We start from the raw sequence: 13373 nt of genomic DNA, 5'->3' as shown, positions 1-13373 counted from the left end.
TGTGTTTGGTATATTGGTATTACCAATTTACAATCACTGTTGGCTAGGTTAAAGGCCTTATGAGGCATGTGTCAATTTGCCGCCTCACAAACTTTCGTCGGGGTGTTCGTTGTCCGGGCATCTGATGGGGTTTTTAGCGGTGTTTCTGATGGGTGTATGCGTGGCGCCAATCGGCGAGAATAGCGGCCCCCGGCGCGTGGTCGGGAGGGTGGAGAGCAGTTATGGGGTTTGATCAGATCCGGCAGCGCCGTTTGTCGGACGATATTGTCGAGCAGCTCGAGGGCATGATCCTCGAGGGCACGTTGAAGTCAGGTGAGCGCTTGCCTGCCGAACGTGCGCTGGCGGAGCAGTTTGGGGTGTCGCGCCCTTCGTTGCGGGAGGCGATCCAGAAATTGTCGGCCAAGGGGCTGCTGGTCAGTCGCCAGGGTGGCGGCAATTATGTGGCAACATCCCTGGGCTCGACCTTTAGTGATCCTTTGTTGCAACTGTTGGAAAGCAACCCTGAAGCGCAGCGCGATCTGCTTGAGTTCCGTCACACGCTTGAGGCTTCGTGCGCTTTTTACGCGGCATCGCGTGCCACCGAGATGGACCGTGAGCGGCTGCGGCTGGCTTTTGAACGGTTGCAGGACTGTTATGCACGGGTGGATGAAGTCAGTCGCGCAGAAGAGGGGGAGGCCGATGCCAACTTCCACCTGGCCATTGCCGAAGCGAGCCATAACGCGGTGTTGCTGCATACGATTCGCGGGTTATTCGACCTGCTCAAGCGCAACGTGGTGACCAATATTGGTGGCATGTACAAGCAGCGCAGTGAAACGCGCGACATGCTGATCAGTCAGCATCGCGAGTTGTATCTGGCGATTATCGAGGGCAGGGCGGAAGACGCCCGGGAAGTGGCGAGCCGTCACCTGGTGTATGTGCAGGAAGTGCTGGAAGAAGTGCGTCAGGAAGTTCAGCGCATGGCGCGGGCCGAGCGGCGCAATGGCTTGTAATTGTTGATGCAAACCCTGTGGGAGCGGGCTTGCTCGCGATTCATGCAACTCGGTATATCAGGTATACCAAGTCGATTCCATCGCGAGCAAGCCCGCTCCCACAAGAGCTGAGGCAGCATCAAGGCAGTTGCTCCCACGAGTGCAAGGGCTGAAGAACTAGTCTTCCTTGCCCTTGTTGCGCACCGCACGTTGCAGCTCGCGATCGGAATCGCGCTCACGCTCGGTATGACGCTTGTCGTATTCCTTCTTGCCTTTACCCAGGGCAATTTCGCACTTGATCAAGTGCTTGCTCCAGTAAAGCGAGAGGCAGACGCAGGCGTAACCCTTCTGCTGCACCGAGGCAAACAGCTTTTCCAGCTCGCGCTGGTTAAGCAGCAGTTTGCGGCTGCGCGTTGGGTCGGCAATAACGTGCGTGCTGGCTGTCGTCAGAGGTGCGATATGGCTGCCGAGCAACCATGCTTCACCATCCTTGAGTAGCACGTAGCTGTCGACCAGCTGTGCCTTGCCTGCACGCAGACTTTTTACTTCCCAGCCGGCCAGGACCAGACCAGCCTCGAACCGATGTTCGATGAAGTAATCGTGTCGCGCTTTTTTATTCTGCGCGATGGTCCCTGTTGGGTGTTTCTTCTGTTTAGCCATAGGGGCAGCATTATAGGCAGTTGCGAGCGTGTCGGCTACGGGCACCTGCGTGCTTGAGCACGTAGGGTGATTCCCGGACAATGCGCCCTCTTTTTTTAGTGGTTGGGCGTAGTAACGATGTCGACAGACAAGGTTTCTGTCCACGGCAGTTGGGCAAGCCGTTGGGTCTTTATTTTCGCTGCGACCGGTTCTGCCGTGGGTTTGGGCAGTATCTGGAAATTCCCTTACATGGTTGGCGTCTATGGCGGCGGCGCGTTTGTGTTGGTGTTTTTGGCCTGTATCGCGCTGATCGGTGTGCCGGTGATGCTGGCTGAAACCCTGATCGGGCGGCGTGCCCGGCTGAGTCCGGCGAATGCCTTGAAGGTGTTGGCGGTCGAGGCGGGGCACTCGGGGCGTTGGTCGTGGGGGGCTTTTGCCGGGATGATCACTGCGCTGCTGATTTTGTCTTTCTATAGTGTGGTGGGCGGCTGGTCGCTGGATTACATCATCAATATGGGCAAGGGCGATTTTCAGGGGGCGACGGCCGATCAGGTCGGCCAGTACTTTGGTGATGTGATTTCCAATCCCTGGCGCCTCACTTTTTGGCATACCGGGTTTATGTTGCTGTCTGCGTATGTGATCGCCAAGGGGGTGGTGGCGGGGCTTGAGCGCAGTTTGCGGATCATGATGCCGCTGCTGTTTGTGCTGCTGCTGGTACTGCTGGGTTACAGCATGACCACCGGGCACTTTATGCAGGGCGTACATTTCATGTTCGACTTCAACCCCGATCGCGTACTCGACGGGTTGCTGGCCGCGATGGGCCATGCGTTCTTTTCCCTGAGCGTGGGTGTGGGGTCGATCATGATTTATGGCGCATACATGCCCAAGAATGCATCGATCTCGGGCACCGTAGTCGGGGTGGCGCTGATCGACACTTTTGTCTCATTGCTCGCTGGGCTGGCATTGTTTCCAATTGTATTTGCGTCGGGGCTCAACCCTGGCGAAGGCCCGGGCCTGATGTTCGTGACCTTGCCGTTTGCCTTCGGTAACGTGGCCTTTGGTCAGTTGATGGGCGTGGTGTTTTTTGTGCTGGTGGCAGTCGCTGCCTGGAGTTCGGCCATTTCGTTGCTTGAGCCAATGGTGGCGTACCTGGTGGAGCGCACCAGGGTGCGGCGCTTGTGGGTCACTTTCTGGCTGGCTTTCAGTTGCTGGTTTGTTGGCCTGGGCACGGTGTTTTCGTTCAATATCTGGAAACAGGCGAAGTTTTTCGTGAACGAAGATTCCGGTTTTCATCTCTATCAATGGGGCGCGGCCAGCGGTCTGGACTTCTTTGGTGTCGTCGATTTCTTCACCTCGCGTATCATGTTGCCCTTGGGCGGCCTGTGTTTTGTGGTCTTTGCAGGCTGGATCATGGGGCGCGGCGCGGTTCGTGACGAATTGTCGATGCGCAGCCCGGTGATGTTCGCCCTGACTCTTTTTTTGATGCGCTATGTGGCGCCACTCGGCATTCTGATTGTGTTTGCCGCCCAGCTGTGGAAGTAACGCTGACATGACTACCCATATCCAACGCTCTGCCTTGTTGCCTTATCCAGCCCAGGCGCTGTATGACCTGGTGAATGATGTGGCGAGCTACCCGCAGTTTTTGCCGTGGTGCTCGTCTGCCGAAATCCTGGAAAGCACTGAAGTGCTGATGCGCGCCAGCCTGGGGGTGGCCAAGGGTGGCCTGAGCCAGCACTTTGTCACCCGCAATACCCTGGTGCCCGGGCAGTCCATCGAGATGAACCTGGAAGAAGGTCCTTTTACCAAGCTGCACGGCCTGTGGGTGTTCAAACCTTTGGGTGACAAAGCGTGCAAGATCAGCTTGGACATGACCTTTGATTACGCCGGGGCCATCGTCAAGGCCACTCTGGGGCCTTTGTTCAATCAGGCGGCCAATACGCTGGTGGATGCTTTTTGCCAGCGCGCCAAGCAGTTGTATGGCTGAGCCGGTGATTGAAGTTGAGGTGGTTTATGCCGCGGTCGATCGCCAGTGCCTGCTGACCGTGGTTGTGCCGCAAGGCACGACGCTGCGGGCAGCGGTATTGGTGTCGGGCATGGGGCGCGAGTTTCCCGAGGTTGACCTGGCTAATTGTCCGGTGGGGATTTTCGGCAAGCAGGTGGCTGATCCTGATACCCGGGTGCTGCAGGCAGGGGATCGTATCGAGATGTATCGAGCGCTGCTGGCCGACCCCAAAGAGATTCGCCGTCAACGTGCGGCCAAGGCTGCCGAGGCCAAGCGCCTCAGTCAGCCCTGACGGCTTTCTTGCAGGCAACAAAAAGCCCGGCATGCCGGGCTTTTTTGTACCGGGCGCTTATTGCTCGGTGGTATCCAGAGGTTCTGGCGTAGGAACCGGTACGGTTTCAACACCGTCTACGTCCTTCTGGATTTGATCAAGCAATGAACCAGGCTTGGCTGGAACTTCGCTCTTCTCGGCTGGAGCTTGAGTCGCCGGTTCGGTCACGTCTGTGCCGCCGGTTTTGCCGAGAATGGCTTCGTCGCGGCTGACGCCAGGCTTGAAGTCACCTGACAGGCTCACGAGCTGGTCGTTCTGGTTGAAGAACACACTGATGCGTTCCTGTTGGCGTTCTCCGCCGCCGGGCTGCAGGCTATACAGATAATCCCAGCGATCAGGGTGGAATGTATCGGTCAGCAGGGCATTACCCATGATAAACCGCACTTGCCGGCGGGTCATTCCCGGGCGTAACTGGTTTATCATGTCCTGCGTGACGACATTGCCCTGTTGGATGTCGATTTTGTAAACCCCGGGGAATGAACAACCGGCGAGTGCGAGCAGTCCCACAAAGGTGAAACTGGTTAGCAAGAGCTTGGTGTTTTGCATCGGTGGGCGACTTCCACTATCTTGGCTGGGACAACGTAAACGCCGATCATACCCGTATTAAGAGAAGCTGCGAAGCGGCTTCCGCGAGAAAGCTAACCATGGTTGAAAATAGCGAACTACGTAAGGCCGGACTTAAGGTGACTCTGCCACGAGTCAAAATTCTACAGATGCTTGACTCTGCAGAGCAGCGTCACATGAGCGCCGAGGATGTTTACAAGGCACTTATGCAAGCAGGCGAGGACGTAGGTCTGGCCACGGTTTACCGTGTTCTGACCCAGTTTGAGTCAGCTGGGCTGGTGATTCGCCATAATTTTGATGGCGGTCATGCTGTCTTTGAATTGGCTGATGCTGACGGCGGCCACCACGACCATATGGTCAACGTGGACAGCGGTGAAGTGATCGAGTTTTTCGACGAAGACATCGAAAAACTGCAGCACGCCATTGCAGCCAAGCACGGTGTTGAGTTGGTGGATCACAACTTGGTGCTGTACGTGCGCAAGAAGGCCAAGTAAGAGCATGTCACGCGAATTACGGTTCGCGAAACGATCGAAGGCGGCCCAAGGGCCGCCTTCGTGCTTTCTGATATCGGTTATTTCATGACCGTTCGTCGTTAAGCTGCAAGATTTTTTGCAGTGATCACCATCTTTTTGGCGTGGGCCAGGGATTCCTTGGTCAGGTCGATACCGCCAAGCATGCGGGCGACTTCTTCTACGCGCTCTTTTTTGCTCAGTTTGGCCACGGCCGTGCGGGTGGTATCGCTCTCGCGAACCTTATGGACAAACAGATGTTGATGGCATTGCGCTGCCACTTGCGGCAAGTGAGTGACCGTCAGCACCTGGCCGCGTTCGCCCAGGCGGCGCAGCAGTTGCCCGACGATCTCGGCAGTGGGGCCCCCAATGCCCACGTCCACTTCGTCGAACACCAGGGTCGGTACGCGGGAGGTTTGTGCGGTGATGACCTGAATGGCCAGGCTGATACGCGACAGTTCGCCGCCCGAGGCCACTTTGGCCAGGGCTTTGAGCGGTTGGCCGGGGTTGGCGCTCACCAGCAGTTCAACGTGTTCGAGGCCGAAGGGCGCCGGGTCGCTGCTGGCTTGCGGGCGCAGTTCGATCACAAAGCGGCCGCCAGGCATGCCCAGGCGCTGGATCTCTTCTTCGACGGCACTGCTCAGGCGTGTCGCGGCCAGGTTGCGCAGGTTGCTGAGTTCGCGGGCGCACTCTTGATAGTGGCGGGCATAGGAGGTCAGCTCATTGGCCAGACGCTCGATATTTTCATCATTGGCGTTGAGTGTTTCGAGCTCATCCAGCAGTTTTTGCTGCAAGGCGGCCACTTCGGTGGGTTGAACCCGATGTTTGCGTGCCAGGGTATAAATGGTGTCGAGGCGCTCCTCGAGATACTGCAGGCGGCCCGGGTCGGCATCGAAGTGATCAATAAAGCGGTTGAGCTCACCTACGGCCTCTTCGACCTGAATCTGTGCGCTGGCCAGCAGGTCGGTGGCTTCGCCCAGTGAGCCGGAGTTGCTGTTGATGCTCGAAAGCCGGTTGAGGCTGGCCGTCAATGCATTGAGCACGTTGCCGGAATCGCTTTCGCTGCATTGCTCGACTACCTGGCGGCAGATGGTCAGCAGGGTTTCGGCGTTGGTCAGGTTTTTATGTTCCTGCTCCAGCTCTTCCAGTTCGTTTTCTCCCAGCGAGAGTGTCTCCAGCTCTTCAAGCTGATAGCTGAGCAACTGATGGCGCGCGCGCTGTTCGTCGCCGGAGTTGGACAGGTGCTCAAGCTCTTGTTTGGTCTGGCGCCAGCGTTGTGCAGCCAGTTGTACCTGGCGGGCCAGGTCGGTGGCACCGGCGAACTCGTCGAGCAGGCGACGATGGGTATCGGGCTTGAGCAGCGACTGGTGTTCGTGCTGGCTGTGGATATCGATCAGCAGCTCGCCCAGGACCTTGAGGTCGCCCTGGGGGCAGGGCGTGCCGTTGATATAGCTGCGCGAGCGGCCTTCGGCGGTGATGACCCGGCGCAGGATGCACGGGCCGTCGCCTTCAAGGTCGCGCTCGGCCAGCCAGGCACGGGCTTCGGGGATATCCTGCAGGTCGAACGTGGCCAGGATATCGGCCTTGTCGGCCCCGGGGCGCACGACGCCGCTGTCGGCGCGGTCGCCAAGGGTGAGGCCCAATGCATCGAGCATGATCGATTTGCCGGCACCGGTCTCGCCAGTGATTACACTCATCCCGCGATCCAGTTCCAGATCGAGATGTTCAACGATGGCGTAGTTGTGTACGGACAGGTGCACCAGCATGGGAGCTGCTCCAAAACGTAATGTCTGGTTATTTATACAGTGTTTTGTTTCGTGCTGACAATGGCTGTGTTTAGTTCGATTTGCTTGTTTTATTCGGGTTCTTAGCTCGTTTGGTTTTTTCGGCAGTGGGAGGATGGTTCGCCAAACATGCCTTTTATGGGTTTTTGGCTCTTGAACCTGAGAATTGCGACCCCATATACCTTGGCACAAGCGCGAGTCGAGCTCGCGGACGAAGTTTGAAAGGAGAAATCTATGGCAGACGAACAGACTATGGATACGCAGAACCAGGAAGCCGAAGTAGCTGGCGAAGATCTGGCAACCCGCGTGCAGGTGCTTGAAGAGCAGCTGGCAGCCGCTAACGATCAGGCTCTGCGCGTAGCTGCCGATCTGCAGAACGTTCGCCGCCGCGCCGAGCAGGACGTTGAGAAGGCTCACAAGTTTGCACTGGAAAAATTCGCTGGCGACCTGTTGCCGGTGATCGACAGCCTGGAGCGCGGTCTTGAGCTGTCCAGCCCGGACGATGAAAACATCCGTCCGATGCGTGAAGGGATCGAGCTGACCCTGAAAATGTTCCAGGACACCCTGAAGCGCTATCAGCTGGAAGCCATCGACCCGCACGGCGAACCCTTCAATGCCGAGCATCACCAGGCGATGGCAATGCAGGAAAGCGCAGACCTGGAGCCAAACAGTGTGCTCAAGGTGTTTCAAAAAGGTTATCAGCTCAATGGTCGCTTGCTGCGCCCGGCTATGGTCGTAGTCAGCAAGGCGCCAGCGCCGGTTTCGCCATCGATTGACGAGCAGGCTTGAAATCGGCCACAAGGCCCCCATTTAGAAGTCAAGCGTTAAGCAGTGCCGCAGTTGGTCATTACTGCTGCGGCAACAAAATTCAAATTTAGGGAGAGTAAACATGGGCAGAATTATCGGTATTGACCTCGGGACCACCAACTCGTGTGTGTCGGTTCTGGAAAACGGTAAAGCAAAAGTTATCGAAAACGCAGAAGGCGCGCGTACTACGCCGTCGATCGTTGCGTACGCCAATGATGGCGAAATTCTGGTTGGCCAGTCGGCCAAGCGTCAGGCAGTGACCAATCCGCATAACACCCTGTACGCGGTGAAGCGTCTGATCGGTCGTCGTTTTGACGAAGAAGTTGTACAGAAAGACATTCAGATGGTTCCGTACAAGATCGCCAAGGCTGACAACGGCGACGCCTGGGTTGAAGTGAACGGCCAGAAAATGGCTCCGCCACAAATCTCGGCTGAAATTCTGAAGAAAATGAAGAAAACCGCCGAAGACTACCTCGGCGAGCCAGTGACTGAAGCGGTAATCACCGTTCCGGCCTACTTCAACGACAGCCAGCGTCAGGCGACCAAAGACGCCGGCCGTATCGCGGGTCTGGACGTAAAACGCATCATCAACGAACCAACCGCAGCTGCTCTGGCTTACGGTATGGATAAAGCGAAAGGCGACCACACTGTCATCGTTTATGACCTGGGTGGCGGTACTTTCGACGTGTCGGTCATTGAAATTGCCGAAGTGGATGGCGAGCACCAGTTTGAAGTGCTGGCAACCAACGGTGACACGTTCCTGGGTGGTGAAGACTTTGACATCCGTCTGATCGACTACCTGGTTGACGAGTTCAAGAAAGAAAGCGGCATGAACCTTAAAGGTGACCCGCTGGCGATGCAGCGTCTGAAAGAAGCTGCGGAAAAAGCCAAGATCGAACTGTCTTCGAGCCAGTCGACTGACGTGAATCTGCCTTACATCACTGCAGATGCCACCGGTCCTAAGCACTTGAACGTGAAAATTTCGCGCGCCAAGCTGGAATCGCTGGTTGAAGACCTGGTTCAACGCACCATCGAGCCTTGCCGCATCGCGCTGAAAGACGCCGGTATCGACGTTGGCGCAATCAACGACGTGATCCTGGTCGGTGGCCAGACTCGTATGCCGCTGGTACAGAAGCTGGTAACCGAGTTCTTCGGCAAGGAAGCACGTAAAGACGTGAACCCGGACGAAGCTGTTGCAATGGGTGCTGCTATCCAGGGCGCGGTATTGGCCGGTGATGTTAAAGACGTTCTGTTGCTGGACGTGAGCCCGCTGACTCTGGGTATCGAAACCATGGGTGGCGTAATGACTGCCCTGATCGAGAAAAACACCACGATTCCTACCAAGAAATCGCAAGTGTTCTCGACTGCAGACGATAACCAGGGCGCTGTGACCATTCACGTGCTGCAAGGCGAGCGTAAGCAAGCTGCACAGAACAAGTCGTTGGGCAAGTTCGACCTGGCTGACATTCCACCTGCTCCACGTGGCGTGCCTCAGATCGAAGTGACCTTCGACATCGATGCCAACGGCATCCTGCACGTAAGTGCAAAAGACAAGGCGACTGGCAAGTCTCAGTCGATCGTGATCAAGGCTAACTCGGGTCTGTCCGAGGAAGAAATCGCTCAGATGGTTCGCGATGCCGAGATCAACGCTGAGGAAGACCGCAAGTTCGAAGAGCTGGCAGCTGCACGTAACCAGGGCGATGCACTGGTTCACTCGACTCGCAAAATGATCGTCGATGCTGGCGATAAAGTGACCGAGGAAGAGAAAGCTGCAATCGAAGCTGCTGTAGTTGCACTTGAAACCGCTGTTAAAGGCGACGACAAGGCGGCTATCGAAGCCAAGGTTGAAGAGCTGTCCAAGGTATCGGCTCCGGTTGCACAGAAAATGTACGCCGAGCAGGCGAACCCGGCAGACGCAGCGGCCAAGCCAGCTGATTCGGCTGAAAAAGCGGACGACGTTGTCGACGCTGAGTTCGAAGAAGTAAAAGACAACAAGTAATCAGCTTGTTTGTCGCCCGGTTGACCGCGCTTGCGCGGTGACTGGTAGGATGTCGCCGCGCGGGAGCTTGCTCCCGCGTTGGCGTGTCTGGAGTACCGAAATTTTTACAGCATGCGACAAAGTCGAATGCTGGCGGTTTGGTCTGGATCTTTTCTGTTTTCCGGCCTGAAGTAACCGCTCCTGGCGGCCAATGCATTGGCTGTTAAACACAAACCTATATCGTTGAAAAGACGTGAGTCGGGTCTGATCCTTTTCGGGCTTGGCGGGTTTGGCGAGGCTCGGGAGGGTTTTGTCGAACGTCCTTGAGAGTGCAAAGAATTATGGCAAAGCGCGACTATTACGAAATTTTGGGTGTTGAACGCACCTCGACCGAGATAGAGCTGAAAAAGGCTTATCGTCGCCTGGCGATGAAGCATCACCCGGACCGTAATCCGGATGACAAGGCTTCGGAAGAATTGTTCAAAGAGGCCAACGAGGCTTACGAGGTTCTGTCGGACTCCAGTAAACGTGCTGCTTACGATCAATACGGTCATGCCGGTGTTGATCCACAAATGGGCGGCGGCGGTGCAGGTTTCGGCGGTCAGAACTTCTCCGATATTTTCGGTGATGTGTTCAGCGACTTCTTTGGCGGTGGTCGTGGCGGCTCCCGGGGTGGCGCTCAGCGCGGTAGCGATTTGCGCTACACGCTGGAGCTGGATCTGGAAGAAGCCGTACGCGGTACTACGGTCAATATCCGCGTTCCTACACTGGTCAATTGCAAACCATGTGACGGTTCGGGCGCCAAGAAAGGTTCTTCGCCTGTGACCTGTACCACCTGTGGCGGTATTGGTCAGGTGCGCATGCAGCAGGGTTTCTTCGCGGTTCAGCAGACTTGCCCGCGCTGCCACGGTCAAGGCAAGGTGATTTCTGATCCGTGCGAGAGCTGCCGTGGTGAAGGCCGCGTAGAAGAATACAAAACCCTTTCTGTGAAAGTGCCGGCTGGTGTTGATACCGGTGACCGCATTCGTCTGTCGGGCGAAGGCGAGGCGGGCGTGCAGGGTGGGCCTACGGGTGACCTGTATGTGGTGATCGATGTGCGCGAGCACGCGATTTTCCAGCGCGACGGCAAGCATCTGTTCTGTGAAGTGCCAATCAACTTTGCCGACGCTGCGCTGGGTGCTGAAATTGAAGTGCCGACACTGGATGGTCGGGTCAAGCTGAAAATCCCGGAAGGCACACAAAGCGGCAAGCAGTTCCGTTTGCGTGGCAAGGGTGTGGCCCCTGTGCGGGGTGGCGGTGCTGGCGACTTGATGTGCCGTGTGGTGATCGAAACCCCGGTCAAGCTGAGCCGCCGCCAGCGTGAGCTGATGGAAGAGTTCCGCACCACGCTGGAAGGTGACAGCAGTCACTCGCCGAACGCCACTGGCTGGTTCGAAGGCGTAAAGCGTTTTTTCGGCGACCTGTAAGGAGCGGTAGATGCGACGTATAGCTGTGATGGGCGCTGCCGGGCGCATGGGCAAGACCTTGATCGATGCGGTGCAGCAGCGTTCGCCGCTGTGCGGGCTGACGGCGGCCATCGTGCGTCCTGGCAGCTCCCTGGTGGGGGCTGATGCCGGTGAGCTGGCTTCTATCGGGCGCATCGGCGTGCCGTTGTCCGAAAGCCTGCAAGCGGTCGCGGCTGATTTCGACGTGCTGATCGACTTCACCTTGCCTGAAGTGATGCTCGCCAACCTGGCGGTGTGTCGCAAATTGGGCAAGGCCATGGTCATTGGTACGACGGGGCTGAATGCCGAGCAGAAGCAGTTGCTGGTCGAGGCTGGCCAGGATATTGCGATTGTCTTTGCTTCCAACTTCAGTGTCGGCGTCAACCTGTCGTTCAAGCTGCTGGATATGGCGGCGCGGGTGATGGGTGAGGATGCCGATATCGAAATCATCGAAGCTCATCATCGGCACAAAGTCGACGCGCCTTCGGGTACCGCGATGCGCATGGGTGAGGTGATCGCCGATGCGTTGGGTCGTGACCTGCAAAAGGTTGCGGTCTATGGTCGTGAAGGCCATACCGGTGCCCGTGAGCGCGAAACCATCGGTTTTGCCACGGTGCGCGGCGGTGATGTGGTGGGTGATCACACGGTCTTGTTCGCCACTGAAGGCGAGCGCCTGGAAATTACCCACAAGGCATCCAGCCGCATGACCTTTGCCAAGGGTGCTGTTCGTGCTGCTCTCTGGCTGCAAGGGCGTGAGCCTGGCCTGTATGACATGCAGGATGTGCTCGACCTGCGCTGAGTAACCTCTGTAAAATCGGGCTGTTGGCGCGCCAGTAGCCCGATTTTTAACCGCTAAGCGATGTTCTGTCGCATTCCCCTGTCTTTTAGACTCTTTAGCGGTAGACCAAAAAAGCCTTTTTCTGTAAGCTACAGCTTTAGTGTGTCCACTAAAAGCGCGCAGATAATTCGATGAAGAAGCGGGGTGACGTGTCCATACGTCACTCCGCTTTTTTACAACCTGCGATCGCCCTTTCAGGCTTTATTTACGGGAGGTCTTCTTGACTAAGCAAGCCATACTCGCCCTCGCTGATGGCAGCATTTTTCGCGGCGAAGCCATTGGGGCCGACGGTCAAACCGTTGGTGAGGTGGTGTTTAACACCGCAATGACTGGCTACCAGGAGATCCTGACGGATCCTTCCTACGCTCAGCAAATCGTGACCCTGACTTACCCGCATGTTGGCAACACCGGTACTACCCCGGAAGACGCCGAGTCTGATCGTGTCTGGTCCGCAGGTCTGGTAATTCGTGATCTGCCGCTGGTTGCAAGCAACTGGCGCAACACCATGTCGCTGGCCGACTACCTGAAAACCAACAATGTTGTGGCTATCGCCGGTATCGACACTCGCCGCCTGACGCGCATCCTGCGTGAGAAAGGCGCGCAGAACGGTTGCATCATGGCGGGCGACAACATTTCTGAAGAAGCTGCCATCGCAGCGGCCCGCGGCTTCCCGGGCCTGAAGGGCATGGATCTGGCGAAAGTCGTCAGCACCGAAAAAGCCTACGAGTGGCGCTCCAGCGTCTGGAACCTGGCTACCGACAGTCACCCGACCATCGAAGCCAGCGAGCTGCCTTACCACGTGGTCGCTTATGACTACGGCGTAAAGTGGAACATCCTGCGCATGCTGGTTGAGCGCGGCTGCCGCGTGACCGTGGTTCCGGCACAGACTCCGGCCAGTGACGTTCTGGCACTCAACCCGGATGGCGTGTTCCTGTCCAACGGCCCGGGTGACCCTGAGCCTTGCGACTACGCGATCACAGCAATCAAGCAAGTGCTGACCACCGAGATTCCGGTTTTCGGTATCTGCCTGGGTCACCAGCTGCTGGCCCTGGCCTCCGGCGCCAAGACCGTGAAAATGGGTCATGGCCATCACGGTGCAAACCACCCGGTTCAGGATCTGGACACCGGTGTTGTAATGATCACCAGCCAGAACCACGGTTTTGCGGTAGACGAAGCGAGCTTGCCAGCCAATGTGCGCGCCATCCACAAGTCGCTGTTCGACGGCACCCTGCAAGGTATCGAGCTGACCGACAAAAGCGCTTTCAGCTTCCAGGGTCACCCTGAAGCAAGCCCTGGCCCGAACGACGTTGCACCGCTGTTCGATCGCTTCATCAATGAGATGGCCAAGCGCCGTTAATCAGCCTCCTTTTGCAGCGCCCTGTGGCGGCCCCGAATCTCGGTGGCCCCCAGGGGGCTTCAGGAACCTGATTGACAGCTTGCCGACTGACCTGCGGATTTGAGTGACAAAC

The 13373-nt window shown here is 57.1% G+C and carries 13 protein-coding genes; 10 read left to right on the top strand and 3 right to left on the bottom strand.

Going from position 1 to position 13373, the window contains the following annotated elements; translation table 11 throughout:
• The first annotated feature begins 221 nt into the window (after positions 1 to 221).
• The gene (locus tag V6L81_RS23090) at positions 222 to 989 is read left to right on the top strand and encodes a GntR family transcriptional regulator (RefSeq protein WP_016783458.1); all 768 of its coding nucleotides are present in this window, start codon (positions 222 to 224) and stop codon (positions 987 to 989) included.
• Positions 990 to 1145: 156 nt separating this feature from the next.
• On the opposite strand, the gene smpB is transcribed toward V6L81_RS23090, so the two are convergent.
• On the bottom strand, positions 1146 to 1628 hold the full coding sequence (smpB, locus tag V6L81_RS23085; RefSeq protein WP_048383611.1) for an SsrA-binding protein SmpB: 483 nt from the start codon (positions 1626 to 1628) through the stop codon (positions 1146 to 1148).
• 117 nt (positions 1629 to 1745) lie between these two features.
• Between smpB and V6L81_RS23080 the strand changes: the two genes are divergently transcribed.
• The 3 genes from V6L81_RS23080 to V6L81_RS23070 are packed head-to-tail and all read left to right on the top strand — an operon-like array spanning position 1746 to position 3901.
• Positions 1746 to 3149, top strand: a complete 1404-nt coding sequence (locus V6L81_RS23080) for a sodium-dependent transporter (RefSeq protein ID WP_095002541.1) — start codon at positions 1746 to 1748, stop codon at positions 3147 to 3149.
• Between the two features lie 7 nt (positions 3150 to 3156).
• Entirely contained in the window at positions 3157 to 3591 is a 435-nt protein-coding gene (locus tag V6L81_RS23075) for a type II toxin-antitoxin system RatA family toxin (protein ID WP_095002542.1), read from the top strand.
• Positions 3584 to 3901 (top strand): RnfH family protein, encoded by a 318-nt coding sequence (locus V6L81_RS23070; RefSeq protein WP_095002543.1) that lies wholly within the window; start codon positions 3584 to 3586, stop codon positions 3899 to 3901. The genes V6L81_RS23075 and V6L81_RS23070 overlap by 8 nt, the downstream gene beginning before the upstream one ends.
• 57 nt (positions 3902 to 3958) lie before the next feature.
• On the opposite strand, the gene V6L81_RS23065 is transcribed toward V6L81_RS23070, so the two are convergent.
• Positions 3959 to 4486: an outer membrane protein assembly factor BamE gene (locus V6L81_RS23065; protein WP_016783453.1), complete on the bottom strand. Its 528-nt coding sequence runs from the start codon at positions 4484 to 4486 to the stop codon at positions 3959 to 3961.
• Positions 4487 to 4584: 98 nt separating this feature from the next.
• On the opposite strand from V6L81_RS23065, the gene fur reads away from it, so the two are divergent.
• A complete protein-coding gene (gene fur / locus V6L81_RS23060; protein WP_029611724.1) occupies positions 4585 to 4998 on the top strand; it encodes a ferric iron uptake transcriptional regulator in 414 nt (137 codons plus the stop codon).
• A gap of 98 nt (positions 4999 to 5096) precedes the next feature.
• Here the strand turns inward: fur and recN are convergent, their stop codons facing one another.
• Positions 5097 to 6779 (bottom strand): DNA repair protein RecN, encoded by a 1683-nt coding sequence (gene recN, locus V6L81_RS23055; protein WP_095002544.1) that lies wholly within the window; start codon positions 6777 to 6779, stop codon positions 5097 to 5099.
• Between the two features lie 252 nt (positions 6780 to 7031).
• Here recN and grpE point away from each other — a divergent pair, with 252 nt between their 5' ends.
• The 5 genes from grpE (at position 7032) to carA (ending at position 13261) form a co-directional block, all read left to right on the top strand.
• Positions 7032 to 7586, top strand: coding sequence for a nucleotide exchange factor GrpE (gene grpE / locus V6L81_RS23050; RefSeq protein ID WP_095002545.1), 555 nt, complete (start codon positions 7032 to 7034; stop codon positions 7584 to 7586).
• A gap of 100 nt (positions 7587 to 7686) precedes the next feature.
• Positions 7687 to 9603, top strand: a complete 1917-nt coding sequence (gene dnaK, locus V6L81_RS23045; RefSeq protein ID WP_095002546.1) for a molecular chaperone DnaK — start codon at positions 7687 to 7689, stop codon at positions 9601 to 9603.
• Between the two features lie 320 nt (positions 9604 to 9923).
• A complete protein-coding gene (gene dnaJ, locus V6L81_RS23040; RefSeq protein WP_095002547.1) occupies positions 9924 to 11048 on the top strand; it encodes a molecular chaperone DnaJ in 1125 nt (374 codons plus the stop codon).
• A 10-nt stretch (positions 11049 to 11058) separates the two neighbouring features.
• The gene (gene dapB, locus V6L81_RS23035) at positions 11059 to 11865 is read left to right on the top strand and encodes a 4-hydroxy-tetrahydrodipicolinate reductase (protein ID WP_095002548.1); all 807 of its coding nucleotides are present in this window, start codon (positions 11059 to 11061) and stop codon (positions 11863 to 11865) included.
• Between the two features lie 259 nt (positions 11866 to 12124).
• Positions 12125 to 13261 (top strand): glutamine-hydrolyzing carbamoyl-phosphate synthase small subunit, encoded by a 1137-nt coding sequence (gene carA / locus V6L81_RS23030; RefSeq protein WP_016783446.1) that lies wholly within the window; start codon positions 12125 to 12127, stop codon positions 13259 to 13261.
• The last annotated feature ends 112 nt before the right edge of the window (positions 13262 to 13373 follow it).

The organism is Pseudomonas bubulae (assembly GCF_037023725.1).
Taxonomy (GTDB): Bacteria; Pseudomonadota; Gammaproteobacteria; order Pseudomonadales; family Pseudomonadaceae; genus Aquipseudomonas; species Aquipseudomonas bubulae.
The sequence above is the reverse complement of the archived record's forward strand: the minus strand, read 5'-3'. Positions and strand labels throughout refer to the sequence as shown.